Consider the following 22,518-nt stretch of genomic DNA (forward strand, 5'->3'; position numbering starts at 1 on the left):
ATATGAAGAATTTATACGTAACTCTTTTTTCGGCTTTTCTTCTGAGCGGTATGGTCTGCGCAAGTTGTGTGGACAAGAAAACCGATTCTTCGGAAGAAGTGATAGAGATAATTCATAAGGTGAATGGATATTGGCAGACGAATCATCCGGAACACGGCCGTTCTTTTTGGGACAATGCTGCCTATCATACCGGAAATATGGAAGCCTATTTCCTGACAAAGAAGCCGGAATATTTAGAGTATTCGAAAGGTTGGGCTGAACATAACGAATGGAAAGGTGCTAAATCGGATGATAAAACTTGTTGGAAGTATAGTTATGGAGAAAGTGACGACTATGTACTTTTCGGGGATTATCAGATTTGTTTCCAGACCTATGCTGATTTATACAATCTGGAACCGGATACACAGAAGATAGCCCGTGCCCGTGAAGTGATGGAATATCAGATGAGTACTTCTAACCATGATTATTGGTGGTGGGCGGATGGTTTGTATATGGTAATGCCTGTAATGACAAAGATGTATAACATCACGAAGAATCCGCTTTACCTGGAGAAATTGCACGAATATCTTGCTTATGCCGACAGTATCATGTATGATGATGAAGCCGGACTTTACTATCGGGACGGTAAATACGTATACCCCAAGCACAAAAGTGTGAACGGTAAAAAAGATTTTTGGGCGCGTGGAGATGGCTGGGTATTGGCAGGATTGGCAAAAGTGCTGAAGGAGCTTCCTGAAACAGATAAGTATCGTCAGGAATATATAGACCGTTTCCGCACATTAGCCAAATCTGTTGCTGCTTGTCAACAACCGGAAGGCTACTGGACACGCAGTATGCTTGACCCGGAACATGCGCCGGGACCGGAAACCAGTGGAACGGCTTTCTTTACTTACGGTTTGCAATGGGGCATAAATAACGGCTTCCTTGATTCAGATGAATATCAGCCGATAGCTGAAAAAGCATGGAAATATCTCTCAACGGTTGCTTTGCAACCCGATGGTAAGATTGGGTATGTACAACCGATTGGCGAGAAAGCGATACCCGGACAGGTAGTAGACGCCAACTCTACTTCAAATTTTGGAGTGGGGGCGTTTCTATTGGCTGCTTGCGAACGGGTTCGTCATTTGAATAAATAATTCAAGTTTCGCAAGTGTTCTGCATAGCTTCAGTAAATAATTTTAGGCGCGGATTACACGGATTTCACGGTTCTTAGAGGTATATTCTTAGTATAAGTCAATCGTATAATCCGTACTTTAATTCATCATCAAGCTCATATACGGCTTTAACGGCTGGAGTATTCTATCGGTTAGTTCGCTAATATTCATCTGTATATGCGCACCGGGCAGTCGCTCGGTACTATACATGCACTTCCCTTTACACAGATAATAATATCCGTTATTTACCGACAATTGCTTATCCGACAATTCCAGCTGTACTTCATCTTCGGGGAAAGCCGCGGCATAGATTTGCAGCACTTCTTTGGCATTGATGATACGTGCCATGCCCAACGGATGTTGAGGCTGTTGGTCTTCGGGAGGCAAAAGTTGAACCATGCACTTATATCCGGTGTGTTGCCTGATAGCATGCAATAGGCTATATTCCACATCTTTATCTTCAGCGCAAAGCTCATTGATAATGATATGTTTGTCTCCTTTATATATAATAGTCACTCCCTTGATTTCGTTTTCTTGCCTGGCTACAAATAAGTATCCTCCGCTGATGGCAAGATCAGTCATAATAACCTGAAAGTCTTCCGGCGTGTGTTGAATACAGCAAGCCCGTTCAGAAAGTTTCTTATTCAAATAAGAATAGATCTCCTCCTGAAACTCCGGAACCACACTGACCGCTATCTCTTTAGCAGGAATAAACTCCGGCAAAACGATCTCTTTAGTTGAATACTTGAATATGGAAGCATATCCCATGCGGGCATAATAATCGAACAACCAGGGCTCTGCCGGTATCAATGTACTGAAATGTATTCCATTTCGCAGCATCCGGGCGAAAGACTGTGATAAGAGCTCTCGCATGACCCCTTTGCTTCGGAAATCGGGATGCGTACAGGCTCCTGAAATATAGGAAGTCTGCACTGTTTCTCCGCCGAAAGTCATCGGATAAGGAAGCATCTGAAGCGCAGAGATTACCTCATCGCCACTTTGGATGGCGACATTCACCTCTGTTTTATAGCGCAGTCTGAAGTACATTTCAACGAATTCTTCACTATCGTTAAAACAGATTTTCCACAATGCTTTTACTTGCTCCTTTATCATCATATTTATGATGGATTTACCATTTAACCATATTCATGGGATGCTCTTTGAGGCAAGCCATATATTTTTCCAGAATCGTTGCCGGCTGGTAAGACAGTTTGGCTTTGCGTAAACCCTCAATACCTAAATCCTCTTCCCGGTTGATATAAATATATTGTTCGGGAATCCGGTTGGCAAATTCATAATTAATCATGGCATACGCACCTTCAATACTGGTATCCGCTTTCTCTACATGCACGCCGAACGTTTCATGATTGATAGGCATACCGAATGTGAATGCGACAATTTTACCGTTCACATGAAGAATACCTCCTGTCAGTCCGAGTGCCTCGAAGTTGTGGAGAGCATAAATCAGGGCGCGACGTTCGTTGCCTGTTCCCTCCTGTTGGTCACAGTTATTCACTTTACACCACTCTGCTTCCAGATTCAGACATTCTTGAATACGGTCCGGGGTAATCGGTGTGTATTCGTAATCCGGATAAGTGTTGCGGAACCGGTTGATATGATTTCTTTTTGCCTGGAATTTCTTCCCTTTCAGCGTAGAAAGATCACTTCTCAAATAAATATAATCCGCATAGTCGCGGTCTTCTGAGAAAGTGAACTGTTCTGGAAGGATGGCTTCGAGATCGGAGCGCATACTGCTGCACACTCCCAGCATACAGAAATGCTGGTTCTCTTTGCGGGCATCTTCTATCAGCTCCCACAATACTGCTTTCAAATCTCCTGTACCTACGGGCATCATATAAGCGAGTTGATCTCCTGCCCAGAATTTGAATACCAGGAAGTTGTCGACTACTGCAAATTTAGTGTTATATATGAATCTCCAACTGCAAAGATTGGAGAATGAAAGATCACAATTACGGCGATTGCTTTTCATCGTGAATGAGGTGATTGTGTCTTTGTCTGCTAACGTGATATCTTTAAATGGAATCATAAAATTGCTTTTTGCGTTTAACTCTTTATATAACGGTAAATCAAGAGATTTTGTTTTACAAGACACTTAATTGTTTTTACAAAACACCTAATAATCGAAGGATCGTAGGTGTGAGCAGTGCAGTGAAAATTCCATTCAGAGTCAGACCCAGGCTGGCGTATGCTCCATATTTGCTGCTGATGTCCATTGCGGTGGAAGTTCCGACAGCATGAGCGGCTGTCCCCATCGAAAGCCCTTGGGCGATCGGACTGCCTACACGCATGATTTTCATGGTCTTAAAACCACAGATTGCTCCTAATAAACCAACTGCCACAACAACTGCCGCCGTCAGTGACGGAATACCGCCAATGGCTTTGGTTACTTCCATCGCAATCGGAGTCGTAACCGATTTGGGAGCCAGAGACAGGATTACTTCTTGGGAAGCCCCCATGAACTTCGCAATCAGCACTACTGAAATAACTCCGACAATGCAGCCTGCCAGTTGAGACAGAAGGATTGGCAATAACTGCTTTTTTATCATCTCCAATTGAAGATATAAAGGTACGCCTAAAGCAACAACAGCCGGGCGGAGCCAGAACTCGATCAGATGTCCTCCTTTATTATAGGTCTCGTATGAGATATTTGTCATTTTAAGGAAGATGATTAATAGGGCGATGGTCAGCAATATAGGATTTAATAATACCAGTCCTGTTTTCTTCTGAAGCAATTTGGCAAAGAAGAAAATCCCGAAGGTGATAGCCAGCAGGAAGAAATTATTCTCTAAGAAGCTCATTTGTCTTTATTTGTTAAGTTGATTTTATCTTTAAGGTGCAGTTTCTCCGACAGATGGAAATCCGTCAGGCGAAGTTTGCGCGCCAGCTTAATCTGACGTGCCAGCCTGAACTTGCGGACGATTTGATGTACCCATCCCGTAACGACAAGTACAAGCGCGGTGCTGACAATGGTCGCTGTTACTATCGGCCAGAACTCTGCCGCAATAACATCAAAGTATAGCATAAGAGCCACACCGGGCGGAACGAAAAAGAATCCTAAGTTGGCAACCAGAAAGTCGGACAATCCCTGTACCCAGTGTAGTTTAATCCAACCTAATTTTAAAAAGAGGGTGAGCAGCAGCATACCGATGATGCTGGAGGGGAGCTTGATACCCGTAAGATAAACTATTAATTCACCCAAAGCCAAACAGCCGAATAAAATGGCGCACTGACGTATCATATACTAATAACCTATTGATTTTGTTTGAAAACACTGCAAAGGTATGAAAAATAGGAGTACAGTGTTAAATATTATAATATTTTAGACTTGGGAGAGAAAAATAGCCGAAATTGTAATGTGGATATTGCAAAATTGAGTATTTTTGCACCGCAAATTACAACTTGTAATGAGGTTTTATAATAATATTCAATATATCTATGCTCAATTTAATCAACCAAATCGTGGCGCGTGCGAAAGCGAATCGCCAACGTATTGTTCTTCCGGAAGGAACTGAAGAACGCACATTGAAAGCTGCCAATATGATTTTGACAGACGAAGTAGCTGATCTAATTTTACTGGGTAAACCGACAGAAATTAATGAACTTGCTGCAAAATGGGGATTGGGAAACATCAGTAAAGCTACTATCGTTGATCCTGAAACTTCTCCGAAACACGAAGAATATGCGCAGTTGTTGTGTGAACTTCGTAAAAAGAAGGGGATGACTATCGAAGAAGCCCGCAAATTAACGAATGATCCTTTATTCTTTGGTTGTTTAATGATGAAGAACGGTGACGCTGACGGTCAGTTGGCTGGTGCCCGCAACACTACTGGTAATGTATTGCGTCCTGCTTTGCAGATTATCAAGACTGCTCCGGGAATCACTTGCGTATCTGGTGCTATGTTGCTCCTGACTCATGCTCCCGAATATGGAAAGAATGGAGTTTTGGTCATGGGTGATGTTGCCGTAACTCCGGTTCCTGATGCTAACCAATTGGCGCAGATTGCAGTTTGTACAGCGCAGACAGCCAAGGCGGTTGCCGGTATCGAAAATCCGAAAGTAGCTATGTTGAGTTTCTCTACCAAAGGCTCTGCTAAACATGAAGTGGTAGACAAAGTAGTAGAAGCAACTAAAATAGCTAAGGAAATGGCTCCGACTCTTGATTTGGACGGTGAATTGCAGGCAGATGCGGCTCTTGTTCCTGAAGTAGGTAAAAGCAAAGCACCGGGTTCGGAGGTAGCCGGACAGGCAAATGTACTGATCGTTCCGAGCCTGGAAGTAGGTAACATCTCTTATAAGCTAGTTCAACGTTTGGGACATGCTGATGCTATCGGCCCGATCCTTCAAGGTATCGCTTGCCCGGTAAACGACTTGTCTCGCGGTTGCTCTATTGAAGATGTATATCGTATGATTGCTATCACGGCTAACCAGGCTATTGCTGCAAAGGCAAATAAATAAGTATTAGGTATCAAGTAGTAAGTATTAAATTGACAACGAAATGAAAGTTCTGGTATTGAACTGCGGAAGTTCATCTATTAAATATAAATTGTTCGATATGACCAGCAAAGAAGTGATTGCGCAAGGTGGTATCGAAAAAATCGGTCTGAAAGGCTCTTTCTTGAAACTGACTTTGCCGAACGGTGAAAAGAAAATTCTGGAAAAAGATATTCCTGAACATACAGTAGGAGTAGAGTTTATTCTGAATACATTGATTCACCCCGAATATGGCGCTATCAAATCTTTGGATGAAATCAATGCCGTAGGTCACCGTATGGTACACGGAGGCGAGCGTTTCAGCGAATCTGTATTGTTGAATAAGGAGGTATTGGAAGCTTTTACAGCTTGCAATGATCTGGCTCCGTTGCACAATCCGGCTAACTTGAAAGGTGTGAATGCAGTTTCTGCTATTCTTCCTAACATTCCGCAGGTAGGTGTATTTGATACGGCTTTTCATCAGACTATGCCGGATTATGCTTACATGTATGCTATTCCTTATGAATTGTATGAAAAGTATGGCGTGCGTCGTTATGGCTTCCACGGAACTTCTCATCGTTATGTTTCGAAGCGTGTATGCGAATTTCTGGGCGTAAATCCTGAAGGAAAGAAAATCATCACTTGCCACATCGGTAATGGCGGTTCTATTGCTGCTATCAAAGATGGTAAATGTATCGACACTACTATGGGCTTGACTCCACTGGAAGGTTTGATGATGGGTACTCGTAGCGGTGACATTGATGCCGGTGCGGTAACATTTGTCATGGAAAAAGAAGGCTTGAACACTACGGGTGTTTCCAACCTGTTGAACAAGAAGAGCGGTGTACTCGGTATTTCAGGTGTATCAAGCGATATGCGTGAATTGGATGCTGCTTGCCAAGCCGGTAATCCGAAAGCAATCCTTGCAGAAAAGATGTACTACTACCGTATTAAGAAATATATCGGTGCTTATGCTGCTGCATTGGGCGGTGTAGATATTGTTCTGTTTACGGGCGGTGTAGGTGAAAACCAGTCACAATGTCGTGAAACTGTCTGCGAAGGACTTGAATTTATGGGTATCGAAATTGACAAAGCGATGAATGATAAGATTCATGGCGATGAGGCTGTCATTTCTACTCCTGCTTCTAAAGTGAAAGTGGTAGTGATTCCGACAGATGAAGAACTGCTGATTGCATCCGATACAATGGATATTTTGAAGAAGTAACAGATTTACTGATTAATAAATAAAAAGAGGCTGTTTAAAAAGTCGGTTCTATCATTATTCTCCTCCTTCAGGAAGGAGGGGGATAGAGTTACTGACGACTTTTTAGACAGCCTCTTTTTTATGAAGTCATCAAACAGTTATAGTCATCTGAAGGTAACCGTTGACAGATTATCCTGTGGGTGATATGGTTGCTTTAGACAATGATAAGCTCAATGCCCATTTCTTCAATCGCTTGCGCCATTGACTGGGAAATGCCGGAGTCTGTGATTATCACATCGATACAGTCTAAACTACAGATTTTACCGAATCCACGTCGCCCGAATTTGGAAGAATCTGCCAAGATGATAGTACGTAATGACGCCTCTATCATTTTCTTGTTGAGGACAGCTTCTTCAATATTAGAGTTTGTGATTCCGTACTCCAGGTCAATACCGTCTACTCCTAAAAAGAGTTTTGAGCAAGTGATTTGTTCAAAAAACAAAGAAGTGTAGTCGCCAATGACGGAAAAAGAATTCTTCCGTACGATTCCCCCGAGCTGGATTACTTCGATATTATTAATGGTATTTAATAATAAGGAGGTTTTCAGAGAAGCTGTGACTACAGTTAGGTGGTTGATGGGAGTGATATGCTCGGCAAACGTATGTACGGTAGAGCCGGAAGCAATGATAATAGAATCGTTTTCTTCTATTAATTTAGCTGCAGCGGTAGCGATTCTTTTCTTTTCTTCTTTTCGAAGCTTTTCTTTTTCGTGCACATCAATATCTGATGTTAATGGGTTGACCGGACTTGCACTTCCATGAGTACGGTAGAGAAGTTTCTTTTCTTCCAGATGTTTTAAATCTTTTCGGATTGTTACAGGAGTAACTTCCAGTTCTTTAGCGATTTCATTTACTTTGATGAAACCGTTTTTTGCTAAACTTTCAAGAATATACTTATGTCTTTCAGCAATACTTGTCATAATTCCCAATTTTTATCACAAAGATAAACTAAATATTAATATATGGCAAATAAAAAGATGAAAAGTTTCATTCTATGATATAAAGATTCCGTTTTATATGTAAAATGGTCTGTTAATGAAAAATAATTTGCTTTTTGTATTGGATGATATTTCTTTTTGTGTATTTTTGCAGTGCTGATTTATAAATAAGGAAAGAAAACGAAATGTTTATAAGGAATGAAACGAAGTGATTTGCTTGAGAGGATGCTCAATTGGAAATGTGAATGTGATATCTTGGTAATCGGTGGTGGGGCTACCGGATTAGGGGCTGCAGTGGACGCAGCCTCCAGAGGGTACAGAGTTATTCTATTGGAACAGCATGATTTTGCTAAGGGTACTTCTTGCCGCAGTACGAAGCTGGTACATGGAGGAGTTCGGTATCTGGCGCAGGGAGATGTCTCTATGGTAGTTGAAGCATTACATGAACGTGGGCGTATGAGACTCAATGCTCCTCATTTGGTGAAAGATATGCGTTTTATCATCGGTAATTACCGCTGGTGGGAAAAGCCTTTTTATGCGGTGGGGCTGACTTGTTATGATTTACTGGCAGGACGCAAAGCATTGGGACGTTCGTTGCCGATGTTAAAACGTTCTGTATTAAAAGAAATACCTTCTTTAAAGCATGAAGGATTGAGAGGCGGAGTGGTATATCATGACGGACAGTTTGATGATTCGCGCATGGCTATAACGCTGGCACTGACCGCTATTGATAAAGGTGGAGTGTGCTTGAATTATATGAAGGTGAATTGTTTGCTGAAAGATGCCGCCGGAAAAATAAATGGGGTGCATGCTGTCGATACACTTGACGGGAAAGAATATCAGATCAAATCGAAAGTAGTAGTGAATGCTACCGGAGTTTTTGTGGACGATGTGATGAAGATGGATGAATGTGATACGCGGAAGAAGGTACGTCCTAGCCAGGGAGTACATTTGGTAGTTGATAGTAAATTCCTGGGTGGTCGTTCGGCACTAATGATACCTAAAACGAAAGATGGACGCGTTCTTTTTGGAGTGCCCTGGCACGGCAAAGTGGTGCTTGGCACCACGGATACCCCTCTGAATGAAGCTTCTTTGGAACCGAGAGCATTGGAAGAAGAAGTTGATTTCATTTTAGATCAGGCGGGTCAGTATCTCGACCGCAAACCGACCCGTGCCGATGTGCTTTCGATTTTTGCCGGTTTGCGTCCTTTAGCTGCGCCAACGCATGCTGATTCGAAGAAAACGAAAGAGATTTCACGGAATCATAAAATCTATCGTTCGAAATCGGGGCTTTTGACAATTACCGGAGGGAAGTGGACTACTTATCGTGCAATGGCTGAAGATGTCATCAATCAGGCTATCGTGATAGGAGGATTGTCTCCTGCGGAATGTGTGACGAAAAATTTGAGGGTTCATGGATATACAACAGAGCAATTTGATGAGAATGATTGGAATTATGTGTATGGTAGCGACGCGGACAAAATACAAAAAATGATAGAAAAAGAACCTTCTTTTGCCGAAAAGTTGTATGAAGGTTATACTTTTACAGCGGCGCATGTTGTGTGGGCGGCTCGTGAGGAGTTTGCGCAGAATATAGAAGATGTGTTGGCCCGCCGGGTGAGGATGCTGTTTCTGGATGCCCGTGCTGCTCTTGAAATAGCTCCGAAAGTGGCATCGGTATTAGCGGCGGAACTGGGAAAGGACAAAACCTGGGAGCAGGCGCAGATAGCCGACTTTAACCGGTTGGCAAGAGGATATATCTTGAATTAGAAGAAAAAATTACTTGAATTGTTGTTTGTAAATAAATGCTTATGAAAAGTTGTATGGTTTTGCGGAGAGGACTCGTAGCCTCATTGATGTTTCTTCTGTTGTCAGGGATACAGTCTGTGTCGGCGCAGGGAAAACTACATCTGTTAAAGTTTGACGATGTCACACAATTGAGAGACTTCTTTAAATATGCGGGAAATGGCTCAATCATTGTAAGCGGACATCGCGGTGGGTACGAAGAAGGATATGCGGAAAATTGCATCGAAGGTTTGGAAAATGTGCTGAAGCAGATGCCGGCTTTCTTCGAAATCGATCCTCGTCTGACAAAAGATAGCGTGATTGTATTGATGCATGATGCTACTTTGGATCGTACAACAACAGGAACGGGAAAAGTTTGCGATCATACCTGGAAAGAGTTGCAGAAGCTTCGTCTGAAAGACCATTCGGGTAAAGTGACCGACTGCAAGATTCCTACTTTGGAAGAAGTGATCAAATGGAGCAGAGGTAAAACGATTATCAACCTTGATAAGAAAGATGTGCCGATGGCTATGATTGCGGCTTTAATCAAAAAGCATAAGGCGGAGCGACATGTGATGCTGACTGTGCATACCGGTGCCCAAGCCAGATACTATTATGACCGTTTCCCGACGATTATGATGTCCGCTTTCGCCCGTAATATGAAAGAGTTTGAGGACTTGTCGATATCAGGTGTGCCATGGGAAAATATGATCGCTTATGTAGGGCATAGTATAACACCCGAAAATAAGAAAATCGTTGAAATGCTGCATGCTCGTGGCGTACGTTGTATGATTAGTGTGGCACCTACGCACGACAGGTTGCCTTCGAAAGAAGAACGGGCTTTGAAATATAAAGAAGAGATAGATAAGAAACCGGATATTATAGAATCTGATATACCGACAGAAGTATGGACAGTTTTGCAATCTCGATAGATTGTTGCCCTGATATGGTGCAACGTCTGTTTACTATCGTAAAGGAAAATCCGGTTAGTGAACTAACAATTAATACTGTGAAAATGTCAAAAGTAGAACAAGCATTGAAAGCTGCGAATGAGACACGTGCTCTTCGTATAGGAAGCGGCATATTAAATGACGTAGCCGGACTGTTTAAAGAACAGTTTGCAGGAAGAAAAGCTGTAGTGGTAGCTGATGTAACCACCTATCGTGTTGCCGGCGAAAGAGTTGAGAAAGAGTTGCGTAATGCGAATATAGAATTATTACCATCTTTTATTTTCACTGATTCCGACCTGTATGCGGAATATTCGTATGTTGACCGTCTGGTCGAATCGTTGAAAGTGCATGATGCTATTCCGGTAGCTGTCGGCTCCGGTACGATTAATGATTTAACGAAGTTAGCTTCTCATCTGGTCGGAAGAAGATATATGTGTGTGGCCACTGCCGCTTCCATGGATGGATATACTGCATTCGGTGCTTCCATTACTGCCAATGGCGCTAAACAGACTTTTAGCTGTCCGGCTCCGCAAGCTGTATTGGCTGACATCGAAATCATAAAGAAAGCTCCCAAGCCGATGACGGCATCAGGATATGCCGATTTGTTTGCCAAAGTGACGGCTGGTGCCGATTGGATTCTTGCCGATTGGATGGGCGTGGAAGATATTGATGAAAAGGCATGGTCGATTGTGCAGGATGGATTGCATGATGCGCTTTCGAATCCTGAAGGTGCGGTGGCCGGAGACGAAAAAGCGGTGTTACAACTTATTGAAGGATTGATGCTGGGAGGTTTTGCCATGCAATGGTCTAAATCGAGTCGTCCGGCTTCGGGAGCGGAACATCAGTTCAGCCATCTTTGGAATATGGAACATCATTTAAATCAAGGTGAGCATGTTTCTCATGGCTTTCAGGTGAGTATAGGTATGTTGGCTATAACGGCATTTTATGAACAAGTGTTGAACACCCCACTAGAGAAACTGGACGTGGAAGCGTGCTGTGCGGCATGGCCCGAACCGGAAATAGCCGATAAGGTAGCTCTTGATATGTTTGTCGGTACTGATTTTCCTACTATCGGTCTGCAGGAGACGAAAGCGAAATATGTGACACGAGAGCAATTGGCTATTCAGTTGCGGCAGTTGAAAGAATACTGGCCTGAAATTCGTGAACGTTTGTCCAAACAGTTGGTTCCTTACAAAGAAGTGAAACAATCCTTGCGGCAGGTAGGCGCTCCTGTAGAACCGGAACAAATCGGTATTACACGGAAACGTCTGCGTGAAACGTTTGTTCGTGCACAATTTATCCGTCGTCGTTTTACTGTCCTCGATTTAGCTGTACGGACAGGATATATGGAACAGTGGCTGGATGGATTGTTTGGTAAAGGTAAAATATGGGAAATAACAGATTAATCACGATAGGAATGGAACTACAAGGAATGGCGCCCGAAGTGGCAAAGAAATTTAAATACTGGCAGACACGGACGATCATAGCAAGTATGATAGGCTATGCTCTATTCTATTTTGTTCGTAAAAACTTGAGTATTGCAATGCCTGCCATGCAGGATGATTTGGGAATAACCAAGGGAGACTTGGGATTATTTCTGACCTTGCACGGATTATTGTATGGAGTTTCCAAGTTTGCCAACGGTTTTGTTGGCGACCGGGTGAATGCCCGCTATTTTATGGTGACAGGTTTGGTGCTCTCAGCAGCATGTAATATTTGGTTTGGGTTTAGTTCTGCTGTGGTGATGTTTGGCGTTGTGTGGATGCTGAACGGATGGTTTCAGGGAATGGGATTTCCCCCTTGTGCCCGTTTATTGACGCATTGGATACCTCCTACACAGTTGGCAACAAAGATGTCGGTGTGGAATACCTCACATTCTGTTGGCGCAGGCCTGGTGGTGATTGTTTGCGGATATATTGTCAGTCTCGGATGGCGCTGGTGCTTCTGGTTTCCTTCTATTATAGCCTTGGTGGGTGCAGTCGGTTTGTGGTTTGCTTTGCGCGATACGCCGCGCTCGGTAGGGTTTCCGGAGCTCAACTCAAAAACGGGCGCAGAAGAAAAAGAAGATACTTCTGCCGAGTTTAAGCAGTTTGTTCGTAAGAATGTCTTTGGAAATCCGGCGATTTGGGTACTGGCTATTGCCAACTTTTTTGTGTATATCGTGCGCTATGCTGTACTTGACTGGGGACCGACTCTTTTGGGAGAATGGAAGGGAGTTTCTATTCATCATGCAGGTTGGATGGTGGCAGCCTTTGAAATATCCGGAATTATAGGTATGCTGGTAGCCGGTTGGGCAACCGATCGTTTCTTTGGTGGGCGTGGTCCGCGCGTTTGTGTGATTTGCATGGCACTGGCTACGGTGTTCGTTGCTTTATTCTGGGGAATATCCCAACCTCCCATGTGGCTTGCTACGCTTTTATTGGGAGCTGCAGGGTTCTGTATTTATGGTCCGCAAGCTTTGGTAGGTATTGCTGCAGCTAATATAGCCACAAAGAAGGCAGCCGCTACGGCAGTCGGATTCACAGGATTGTTTGGATATGTCAGTACGCTGGTTTCCGGTTGGGGATTAGGATTGTTAGCTCAACATTATGGTTGGGATATTGCAGTGGGTGCATTAATTCTGATTGCTATAATGGGAACTTTGATATTTATGGCCGCATGGTCGGCAAAAGCGAATGGGTATGATAATGATTAATGAGGTAGAACATAAATTGAACGCGGAACTTATGGATCGTATTCGTCGGATCAAGCATATTGCTTTGGACATGGATGGAACGATTTATAACGGAAACACATTATTCCCTTTTACGATTGCTTTCTTGGATAAAATGAAAGAGTTGGGAATTGGCTACTCGTTTCTGACGAATAATCCTTCCAAAAGCACGAATGATTATCTTCGACACCTGTCCGCCATGGGGATTAAAGCTGTGAAAGATGAATTTTATACATCGGCTCAGGCGACCATAGATTACATACGTGTGCATCATCCGGAGTGTAAACGGCTGTTCTTGTTGGGCACTCCCAGCATGATAAAAGAGTTTGAGGAAGCCGGTTTCGAGTCTACTGACGACAATGCTGATGATGAACCGGATGCAGTGGTTGTCAGCTTCGACATGTCGCTTGTTTACTCGCGCTTATGTCGTGCTGCGTGGTGGATTAATCAGAAGAAACTCTATATTGCTACTAATCCGGATCGTGTGTGTCCTACGGACAAGCCTTTGGTATTGGTGGATTGTGGCTCTATTTGCTCCAGTTTGGAGTATGCTACAGGGCGGGAGCCGGATGTTGTGATTGGAAAGCCCGATCCGCGAATGTTGAACGGGATAATGGAACGGCATAACTTGCGTGCGGATCAGGTAGCCATGGTGGGTGATCGTATTTATACCGATATATTGATGGCGCAGAAAGCAAAAGCTTTGGGAGTGCTGGTACTTTCCGGTGAAACCACGTATGAGACAGCTATTGCTGTCCATCCCAATCCGGACTTGATTCTGCGTGACTTGGCAGAGCTTCAGCAAATGCTTTTATTGGCTCATGAAATAGATTAGATTGGTGCATGAAAATGCAATAGTATATTTATTTTTAGTGTTTTTGATAGGTATGGTATTACGGACAGTTCTACTGTCCGTAATATTTTTTTTGTCAGAAATGATCTTGTTTTTTGTTCATCACGCCCTTCACGCCTTCACAATCCCCACAGCTTGCACTTTCATAGCGCGTAACCTTCGCATCGGCATTGTCAATCTTAGCCAATAGAACAGCTTGCATCTAAGAAGCCGACTGGAGTTGTCTACCTGGTCGACTGGAGTTGTCTACTTAGCCGACTAGAGTCAGCCAGGTGGACAACTCCAGTCGGCAATTGATAACTAGAAATAAAGTATACGATAAGGCGGTAGTTTATCAGTAATAAGAAGGCTGATTCTTAATATAGGTAATGAATAAAATAGATTCATAACTGTGCAGAAAGGAATCAGACAAATGAATCTTGTTAGTGAGTTCAATCATTTACTGTTATAATGGGTTGCACAATTCAGACCATAAAATTGCCATCTTTTGAATTGGTATTGAAGCCTGTCTAAATAGTCTTCCCAATTTTTGTGTTCTGGGCTACTCCAGCCTATTTCGGCAACAGCATTGGCGCGGGGGTATGCCATGTATTCCACTTGTTCCGGAGTTTTTATGTATTCTGTCCATACATTGGCTTGCACTCCTTTTATGTGCTTTGCTTCTTGTTCCGTCAATTCCTTGGGAATCGGGTTGTATCCGTACGTCCATTCGAGTGCGCAGATTCGTCCGTTTGCTAAAGGAGATATATCCATGCTTGCCTGGTAGTGATCAAGATATACATAAGTATTAGGAGTCATAATGACCGGATGCCCTGATTTTGCCGCGGTAATTCCTCCGGCAACACCTCTCCATGACATCAACGCTGCATTAGGGGCTATTCCGCCTTCTAATATTTCATCCCAGCCAATCAGCTTCTTCCCATTCTTATTCAAGAATTTTTCAACCCTTCTGATGACATAGCTCTGAAGTTCATGTTCGTTTTTCAATTTCAGTTCTTTTATTTTCGATTGGCATTTCGGGCAGGATTTCCAACGTGTTTTCGGGCATTCGTCTCCTCCTATATGTACATATTCTCCTGGAAATAGCTTGAATACCTCCAGCAGTACATCTTCAATGAAAGAATAGATGTTTTCATTGCCAGCGCAAAGTACATCGTCGTAGATTCCCCATCTTGTACCTACCTCATACGGTCCTCCCGTACAACCTAATTCGGGATATGTAGCCAGTGCGGCGAGCATGTGTCCCGGGAGATCAATCTCGGGAATGATGGTAATATAACGTTCTTTGGCATACGCCACTATTTCTTTGATTTCTTCTTGTGTGTAAAACCCTCCATAGGGCGTCCCGTCGTATATTCCCGGAATGGCGGCAGAATATCGGTTGATGATTGTTTCCTTGCGCATGGAACCGGTTTCGGTCAGCTTCGGATACTTCTTGATTTCTATCCTCCATCCTTGATCTTCTGTCAGATGCCAATGAAAACGGTTCATTTTTTGCATAGACATCAAGTCAATGTATTTTTTGATAAAAGAAACAGGATATAAATGTCGACCTACGTCTAAGTGTAATCCCCGGTATTCAAATTGTGGTATATCCGTAATGTTCGCTGTGGGGATACTCCATTCGTTTGTGTATGCTGTTGTGTTGGAGTAGATTTCCGGTGGAAGCAGTTGCAATAAAGACTGTATGGCATAGAAGAATCCGGTTTCTTTGTCTGCCAGTACCTGTATCTGTTCGGGAGAAATATTGATTTTGTAACCTTCATTTCCTAATGTAGGATCGTTGGCACGGCTGAAAATCACATAGTTACCGGAAATGTTTTTAGTGCTATTCTGTATTTTTAGAGGCAATTGTGCTATCCGTGTTAATCTATCCGTCAGGAATCGTAATGGCGCTTCGGCATTTTTATCTTTTAGTATAATGCGGGTTTCTTTATTAAAGATGAATTTGCCTTGCTTCTCTTCGAGAGAGCGTGGGGCGGGGATGATGCTATATATGTTTTGAGATTCTGTTCCTACCATATAAACCATACCACGAAGGCGGAAAGCACACTTTAGTGGCTTTTTCTCTGTATTGAGCGCATTTTTGATGCTTGCACGCAATGTGTATTGAGGAGATTTGATATCGTCACCATTCAAAAACAAAGTAGTTTGGCTCATTGGAGACAGAGTCACTTCATTTTGTTCCGGTTTTAAATGATCGCATTGGGTTATACGAATGTGATAAGGGATACTGCTTTTGTTGGTGATGTCAACTACCATACGGGTATTATTATTGATAAGACGGGTGCGTATATCCAAAGAAGAACTTATTAACTTCTTTAGCCATCTTTCTTCACCGGCAATGGTATCGTTTAATAATTCTACAAAGCAGTGGTCTAACAAAGCATTGCGGAGGTATCCGTCACTCCTTTCACGTGCAAACACTAAAGTTGTTTTGTTTTTATCTTTTATATTATCCGGTATGGTTTGACATTTTGACATCGTATATTGGCTGACAGCTACCATTCCTTTGTTTGTAGCATAGCTCGCCAGTTCTTTGTCGTTAATGAAGATACTGTTCAATCCTTTTTGGAAAGCTTGGTTTATCGTCTTCTTGTCTTTGGCAGGAGCACTTAAATCACATTTTAATATTATGAAGTCCGATAATTCAGGAATAAGTATACTTTTTTCTTTACTTTGTGAGAATATGGGTAATGCGACGAAAAGGTAACACATTATACATAGTAGCTTCTTGTTCATTAGGGAATCGTTTTAAGGGGTGTATAGATTGAGGGGATTAGTAAGACAGATTGCTTTGCCATGCCAAGCAGAGCCGAAGCATTTCTTTTTCCATTCACAGAAAATGAGATGCTTCGACAGGGCTTAGCATGACAAAGTGAAATTAGTCATGATTATGGAGATAGGCGCTATTTGTTATAACGGATAGCAAAGTAATTCATAGAGCTATGTGCATTGCCTTTTACTGAGATGGTAGCTCCTGCATCTATCCAGGAACTTCCATTACTAGCCTTGTTATTTTCCGGCATCAGACGGATGTATACGTTCTCTTTACCTAACAAATTCAATGGAAGCTCTACGTCAATGGCTTTATAACCAGGGCACTGGGATATTAATGTGTTTGCCCATACTACCATGTCCGGTACCGTATAAGAGGTGATATAGTGCCAATCATTGTCATTATCCATATCACCGCTAAACGACCATTCGGCTTTCCAAAAACGGGGTCTGCCGACTGCAACACCACCCTGGTTGCTGACGCTGAGTTGCATAGAGAGATGATCGCTAGTAATGTTTTGGGTGGAGAAATGGATCACCCAAGCGTAACCGCGATTGTGTTCCTCATCCCACCAATAAGGATTAGACCAAGCCAGCCAAGCATTGCCATCAACATTCCCTTTACCGTCAGTATTGACATTGGTGTAATTTCTCAAGTAGTCAGTTCCGTCTTCCAGAATAATGCCAAATCCGTTCTCATTGCCTTTGTGGATTCCAAAGATATTTGATGCGGCGGTGCTACTGCCGATAGGACCAAGGTAGGCATAGTCATAAATACCATTTCCACGCAGACCGTTACCAATCTGATGTTTGGTATATGTGTGGCGGAGACGACCGTTATCGCCATAAGTGGAAGGGATCGAACCGTCTTCTTTACGGATACCTTTCGTGTCGATGTAGCGGAATTCGGTAATCAGTCCCGAGAAACTGTTTTTAAAATCATCAGCCATTTTGAAATCCGATTTCGACATGTGACGGATTTGGTAACGGCCGATTTCGCCTGCTTTCTCTTCGTCAATCAATCCGCTTGTTCCTTCCATGTATTCGAAACGAGTGAACAACTCATACACGATGACCCCCGACATATTGCCGGAACCATAAGGCAGGCGGCTGCCGTCGCGGCGATAGGGGCAAGTCGTATTGGTATAGATATACATGCTATTTCCATTAATATCGCGCATTAATGTAGCATATTTGGCACAACGATGTCCGTTAGCCGAATTGGCATAGCCTTCGTTGATCGGTGTCAAGCTGCCTTTACGGACAGGAAGTTCGCAATCTTTCAGTGTTACATAGGTATAGATATCTTCGTCCGTGAGGTCTTTCATGTGTTTTTCTTTTACAGGTAAATCTGCGGCAGTTCCTTCTGTAGACGACATGACCATAGAAGCGGTCACTCCGGAAATTGTGTATCGTTCGGGATTTTCTTCCAAAGTCACTTTCGTTCCTTTTAACAGAATCTGAACTTTGCTGTAGCGGGAGAAGATATTGTCTTCTGCTGTAGGTGTTTCGATGCAGAATCCGTAGTGTCCGTCGATACTTTCAACATAAGCGGTCTTTTGGCTGATAGAGTAGTCAATTGTATTTTGGGTCGTTTGTGTATTATCACCTGCGTTGCCCGAGAAACGGTCGCTGACTACATATCCGGTGATGTAAATATCATCGGTCACTGTAACACCGTCTACATCACCCGAGTTGCGAACGTCCATGAACGAAACCTCAACCCCTAATTCATCCTTTGCATTCGCCTGCATTAAGAAAAGCTGCTGTTTGATTTCTTCTTCCCAACCGTCAATATAAACCATATTGACAGTGGCAGTACGTATTGCACGTTCGTCGGGGTTAGGATCTGTTTGGATGACGAGGAAACCATTCTCGTAAGTGATGTCCTTCACCCAGTTATTCTCATTATCGGATAAAGTGCTTGTTGTTGCTTCATCTGTATAATCCACACGGATAGTAAGGTCTTTTATGTCAATGTTCATATCAAGTTCTGCTTTTACCTCACCTCCATAGCCATGTACTGTCATATTGGGCTTAGAAAGTTTGAATGTCGGAGTTTTTACGCCTTTCTGTTTTAAGTAAATTGTATCCGAAAGGTTACTACCATCGGCATTCAAACATATTTTTGCCATACGGGGAAATCCGTCATTGAAATCATATTCTACATGGAGTGTGCCGTCACCTGAAAGATGACTGTCGGCTATTGCAATCCATTCGTTCGCGTTATTTTCAAGTGTGATGTTATAATTTTGGTTCGAGTAGACTTTTATGTCCAAGTCGCCTGCATCAGAAGAGAGCGTGTAGGTTTTTCCGTCGACTCCGAGTTCTTCAAAATAGGCTTCATCCCCGTTGTCCAGTTCACAGGCAGCCAAAGAGAGCATGAACACTCCTAAAAAAGCACCCAGTTGTATAGGTCTGTATTTAATAAATCGTTTCATATTAGAGTTGTTGTATTAGACAAATCGTTCTTTTTAGTTTCATTCTTTTCCCTGTTGGGTAATCATAGTGCCGGTTGTCACTATTTTCGGAGCAGTATTGATGGCATTGGCCGGAATTGAAATAGATAAATTTATTTCAGCAACGCGGGGGGCATAAGCAGGGTTAGCTTCTAATTTGAGATAAAGATGCCCCATATCATAGGATACTTCTTTAATCCAATTGTTTTCAATCTCGTCGGATTCATACGTAACGAGATAGTTGACACGGTGAAGGTCGTATTTCAGGTTGGTGTCGAGCTCCAGTTCGAGTGTCGTAGTAGAGGCTGATGCTTCCACGTTTTTCTCGTTGATGATAAGACGGGCATCGCCGGCTGAGATTTCACCGGTCTGTACCAAAGTTATCGTATCGCAGAGATGCTCTTCGGTTTCAAAAGCCAGTTGGACTTCACGGTTTACTCCATAGTTTGCGGCATAGGAGAATATAATTTCGCTATTCTCTTTGCCTGTAAGGCGGTCGATAGAGGCCCAGTCTACTTTTTCTACAAAATGTGCATTCCAGCTTCTTGTGGCATACACTAAAATGTGGGTGGTTCCTGTCCCTGATGGCAGAATCAGGTTTTTCTGTGTGAAAGCAAGCGGAAGTTCCCATTCAAAATCTTTTTCACAGCTTGTCAGCATAAAACTGCATGCCGAAATCATGAGAAGGAATGAATAATACAAATATTTTTTTCGTATCATAATTGTAAGTTGTTTCAATGATTATATAACAATTTTTTTATTTCTCCCAAGTTATATAGAGGGGACGATGGTCAGAGTATTTTCTGGTAAAATCATCAATGATAAAGTTTCCTCCGGTGAAAGCAGATTTCAAATCGGGAGAAATATAGATGAAATCGATGCGCGTACCAAAACTTGTCTCTGAGAAGTTCTTGTCAAGACGTGCCGAATCAATAAAACCGAAATCAAGAATACGCTGATGTACTGAATAATCAATCTTTCCGTTGACGAGGTTCTTCAGTTGAGGGCGTTTTTCTTCTGCTTTGCGAAGATACTCTACCAAACGCCCGTCAGCATATTTTTCGGCATCGACTGGAGATACGGAATTAAAATCGCCCATTATTATCCATTTCTCAAAAGGACCGCTCTGACGGATAGTTTCGAGAATAAGGTCAATATCGCGTTGACGACTTTCATAGCGGTGCGGACTGAGATGTAGTGATATGATATGGTAGCCGTCCACTATGCCCATTACGAATCCGTGCCACATGTTGTCTTCTACCCTCATAATGTTCACGATGGGGTATTTAGATGTTATGGCAGTGGGAAATCCCTTCTCTTTTTGTAGCACTGCATAAGGATGTCCATACGATGCAGCTAGTGCTTCAAGAGATTTTTGTGTGAATTTATTAGCCTCTTGCAAGCATACGATGTCCGGGTTTTGGCTACGAATCCATGCGGCAAATACACTTTTATTCGTAGTGGTGTCGGCACGCATGCCATATTCTATGTTATAAGATATGAGCTTCATAGGCCGCTTTCCCCGTTTGTTTTTGGCAAGTCCGGGCAAAGTGATTGTCAATCCGAACAATACGATGACTAATGATCTGAGTTTCATATAACTTTAACTTCTAAGTTGTTCATTTATTGAGGACTAGTCTCTATAGTAAGCTTCATAAGCTTTATTGTCAAGCGCATAGCCGGAATAAACGACTTGCGTGTCAGGAATTGGATAGTATTCGTGGCAAGGCCGGATATTCTCTTTTAAACTCGGTGAACCTGTGTTGTCATAGGTTTGCGTGTACCAGATTCCCCAGCGAACCAGATCGAATTTACGTTGGAATTCACCTATCAGTTCACGCCCTCGTTCTTTTTGAATTTCATCCATTAATCGTGCCCAACTACGGAATTTCGGATAGTCGCCGATGCCTGCACGGTTGCGGGTCATGTTCAGATATTTTATAGCCATGTCGGGATCTTGTTCCTTCTGGCAGTAACACTCTGCTTTCATTAACAGTGCATCGGCATAGCGGAATACCTTATAATTATTCCCGTCACGACTGCTGTCGAGATAAGGACACCAGAATTTGGGTCCTGGCCACGGAGTAGTACTTACACTCTTGAAAGCATGACCGTTGTATTCCCAAGCCATGTTGTATTGGGCGCGTAAGTCTCCACCAGCCTTTGTTTGCAGATTTTGACAGAAGTAATCGGTGGGACGCCAAGGAGTCCAGCAAGTCGACTGGCTGCCCAGTTCCGGAATTTCTACGCCGTCATATTCGCAAGTGCCTGCACGACGGGTAATAGGCATACAGATACAGGCGAGATTGGAAGTGTAGCTCAAACCACCGGTAACATAAGAGTGTTGGATTTCAAAGATAGACTCGGGGGTGTTTTTGTTGCGGAACATAATATCTTCGAGCGAATACTGGCTGAGGTCGCCGTAAATATCTTCTAATTTGGATATTGCGTTGAGTGCCGTATCCCATTCTTTGTTCCACATTGCCATCTTGGCAATCAGCATCCAGCCGGTGGCGGCTCCGGTACGGTTGGATGCTATTTCCGATGAACGTACTTGTTCCATTAGCGGAACAATTTCTGACAATTCCTTTATCAGGTAATTACGGGTTTCCACAGCGGACATACGTCCCAGGTGTCCGATCTTTTGTTGAGTCTCTACATCCTTCACGTGTTCTGTGTAGAATGGTACATCTCCAAAAAAAGAAGTGAGCAGGTAGTAATAGAATGCGCGCATGATTTTGCCTTCACCCAGTAAAGATAACTTTTCATCCTCTGTGAGTGGAGAGTTCTCGATTCCATGGATAGCAGCGTTGCAATACATTACACCTTTATATCCGTTGTTCCATACGGTTTCACCGTGACGGGGTTTCGCAGGAGAGATATCCAAACGGGAGTCCAGCGTACCTGAATTGATATACATGATATCGGTACAAGCCTCTGTCGCGATGAAGAACGTATAGTTATAGGTCCCGTTTAAAGGGATATAGCATGAGTTGAGTGCGGAGAGACATTGAGCCTTTGTCTGATAAAAATTGTCGGGTGCAGAAAAACTCGATGTGTCTTCTTCCAGACTACAGGCGACCAACGTGAATATTGACAGAAGAGTAATCAACCAATTTATTCTTTTCTTCATG

18 protein-coding genes are annotated in these 22,518 nt (G+C 43.0%); 8 read left to right on the forward strand and 10 right to left on the reverse strand.

Going from position 1 to position 22,518, the window contains the following annotated elements:
* The first annotated feature begins 2 nt into the window (after window positions 1-2).
* On the forward strand, window positions 3-1,136 hold the full coding sequence (locus tag A4V03_RS00495) for a glycoside hydrolase family 88/105 protein (protein ID WP_065540216.1): 1,134 nt from the start codon (window positions 3-5) through the stop codon (window positions 1,134-1,136).
* A gap of 117 nt (window positions 1,137-1,253) precedes the next feature.
* Here the strand turns inward: A4V03_RS00495 and A4V03_RS00500 are convergent, their stop codons facing one another.
* The 4 genes from A4V03_RS00500 to A4V03_RS00515 all read right to left on the reverse strand — a co-directional run bounded on the left by A4V03_RS00500 (window position 1,254) and on the right by A4V03_RS00515 (window position 4,413).
* Window positions 1,254-2,270: a GNAT family N-acetyltransferase gene (locus tag A4V03_RS00500; RefSeq protein WP_065537538.1), complete on the reverse strand. Its 1,017-nt coding sequence runs from the start codon at window positions 2,268-2,270 to the stop codon at window positions 1,254-1,256.
* Between the two features lie 13 nt (window positions 2,271-2,283).
* The gene (locus tag A4V03_RS00505; RefSeq protein ID WP_065540217.1) at window positions 2,284-3,201 is read right to left on the reverse strand and encodes a DUF2156 domain-containing protein; all 918 of its coding nucleotides are present in this window, start codon (window positions 3,199-3,201) and stop codon (window positions 2,284-2,286) included.
* 76 nt (window positions 3,202-3,277) lie between these two features.
* The gene (locus tag A4V03_RS00510) at window positions 3,278-3,973 is read right to left on the reverse strand and encodes an LrgB family protein (protein WP_004305057.1); all 696 of its coding nucleotides are present in this window, start codon (window positions 3,971-3,973) and stop codon (window positions 3,278-3,280) included.
* On the reverse strand, window positions 3,970-4,413 hold the full coding sequence (locus A4V03_RS00515) for a CidA/LrgA family protein (protein WP_065537539.1): 444 nt from the start codon (window positions 4,411-4,413) through the stop codon (window positions 3,970-3,972). The genes A4V03_RS00510 and A4V03_RS00515 overlap by 4 nt, the downstream gene beginning before the upstream one ends.
* Before the next feature lie 197 nt (window positions 4,414-4,610).
* Here A4V03_RS00515 and pta point away from each other — a divergent pair, with 197 nt between their 5' ends.
* Window positions 4,611-5,630, forward strand: coding sequence for a phosphate acetyltransferase (pta, locus tag A4V03_RS00520; RefSeq protein ID WP_065537540.1), 1,020 nt, complete (start codon window positions 4,611-4,613; stop codon window positions 5,628-5,630).
* Between the two features lie 40 nt (window positions 5,631-5,670).
* Window positions 5,671-6,870, forward strand: a complete 1,200-nt coding sequence (locus tag A4V03_RS00525) for an acetate kinase (protein WP_065537541.1) — start codon at window positions 5,671-5,673, stop codon at window positions 6,868-6,870.
* A gap of 193 nt (window positions 6,871-7,063) precedes the next feature.
* Here A4V03_RS00525 and A4V03_RS00530 read toward each other — a convergent pair whose 3' ends face one another.
* The gene (locus A4V03_RS00530; protein ID WP_065537542.1) at window positions 7,064-7,828 is read right to left on the reverse strand and encodes a DeoR/GlpR family DNA-binding transcription regulator; all 765 of its coding nucleotides are present in this window, start codon (window positions 7,826-7,828) and stop codon (window positions 7,064-7,066) included.
* 216 nt (window positions 7,829-8,044) lie between these two features.
* Here A4V03_RS00530 and A4V03_RS00535 point away from each other — a divergent pair, with 216 nt between their 5' ends.
* The 5 genes from A4V03_RS00535 to A4V03_RS00555 all read left to right on the forward strand — a co-directional run bounded on the left by A4V03_RS00535 (window position 8,045) and on the right by A4V03_RS00555 (window position 14,129).
* Window positions 8,045-9,616, forward strand: coding sequence for a glycerol-3-phosphate dehydrogenase/oxidase (locus A4V03_RS00535; RefSeq protein WP_065537543.1), 1,572 nt, complete (start codon window positions 8,045-8,047; stop codon window positions 9,614-9,616).
* Window positions 9,617-9,657: 41 nt separating this feature from the next.
* Window positions 9,658-10,563 carry a glycerophosphodiester phosphodiesterase family protein gene (locus tag A4V03_RS00540; RefSeq protein ID WP_065540219.1) on the forward strand — a complete coding sequence of 302 codons (906 nt, stop codon included), beginning with the start codon at window positions 9,658-9,660 and terminating at the stop codon, window positions 10,561-10,563.
* An 83-nt stretch (window positions 10,564-10,646) separates the two neighbouring features.
* Window positions 10,647-11,987 (forward strand): sn-glycerol-1-phosphate dehydrogenase, encoded by a 1,341-nt coding sequence (locus tag A4V03_RS00545; RefSeq protein ID WP_065540218.1) that lies wholly within the window; start codon window positions 10,647-10,649, stop codon window positions 11,985-11,987.
* Between the two features lie 11 nt (window positions 11,988-11,998).
* A complete protein-coding gene (locus A4V03_RS00550) occupies window positions 11,999-13,276 on the forward strand; it encodes an MFS transporter (RefSeq protein WP_065540221.1) in 1,278 nt (425 codons plus the stop codon).
* Complete coding sequence (locus A4V03_RS00555; RefSeq protein ID WP_369882203.1) at window positions 13,263-14,129, forward strand: HAD-IIA family hydrolase; 867 nt, start codon at window positions 13,263-13,265, stop codon at window positions 14,127-14,129. Before A4V03_RS00550 ends, A4V03_RS00555 begins: the two co-directional genes overlap by 14 nt.
* Before the next feature lie 453 nt (window positions 14,130-14,582).
* Here A4V03_RS00555 and A4V03_RS00560 read toward each other — a convergent pair whose 3' ends face one another.
* The 5 genes from A4V03_RS00560 to A4V03_RS00580 all read right to left on the reverse strand — a co-directional run bounded on the left by A4V03_RS00560 (window position 14,583) and on the right by A4V03_RS00580 (window position 22,517).
* Window positions 14,583-16,889 carry an Sb-PDE family phosphodiesterase gene (locus tag A4V03_RS00560; protein WP_084081088.1) on the reverse strand — a complete coding sequence of 769 codons (2,307 nt, stop codon included), beginning with the start codon at window positions 16,887-16,889 and terminating at the stop codon, window positions 14,583-14,585.
* Window positions 16,890-17,056: 167 nt separating this feature from the next.
* On the reverse strand, window positions 17,057-19,366 hold the full coding sequence (locus A4V03_RS00565; RefSeq protein WP_065537545.1) for a DUF5689 domain-containing protein: 2,310 nt from the start codon (window positions 19,364-19,366) through the stop codon (window positions 17,057-17,059).
* A gap of 39 nt (window positions 19,367-19,405) precedes the next feature.
* Window positions 19,406-20,104 carry a BACON domain-containing protein gene (locus tag A4V03_RS00570; protein ID WP_141243574.1) on the reverse strand — a complete coding sequence of 233 codons (699 nt, stop codon included), beginning with the start codon at window positions 20,102-20,104 and terminating at the stop codon, window positions 19,406-19,408.
* A 37-nt stretch (window positions 20,105-20,141) separates the two neighbouring features.
* Entirely contained in the window at window positions 20,142-20,981 is an 840-nt protein-coding gene (locus A4V03_RS00575) for an endonuclease/exonuclease/phosphatase family protein (protein ID WP_065537547.1), read from the reverse strand.
* 36 nt (window positions 20,982-21,017) lie between these two features.
* Window positions 21,018-22,517: a RagB/SusD family nutrient uptake outer membrane protein gene (locus A4V03_RS00580; RefSeq protein WP_065537548.1), complete on the reverse strand. Its 1,500-nt coding sequence runs from the start codon at window positions 22,515-22,517 to the stop codon at window positions 21,018-21,020.
* Between the last annotated feature and the right edge of the window lies 1 nt (window position 22,518).

This window comes from Bacteroides caecimuris (assembly GCF_001688725.2).
Taxonomy (GTDB): Bacteria; Bacteroidota; Bacteroidia; order Bacteroidales; family Bacteroidaceae; genus Bacteroides; species Bacteroides caecimuris.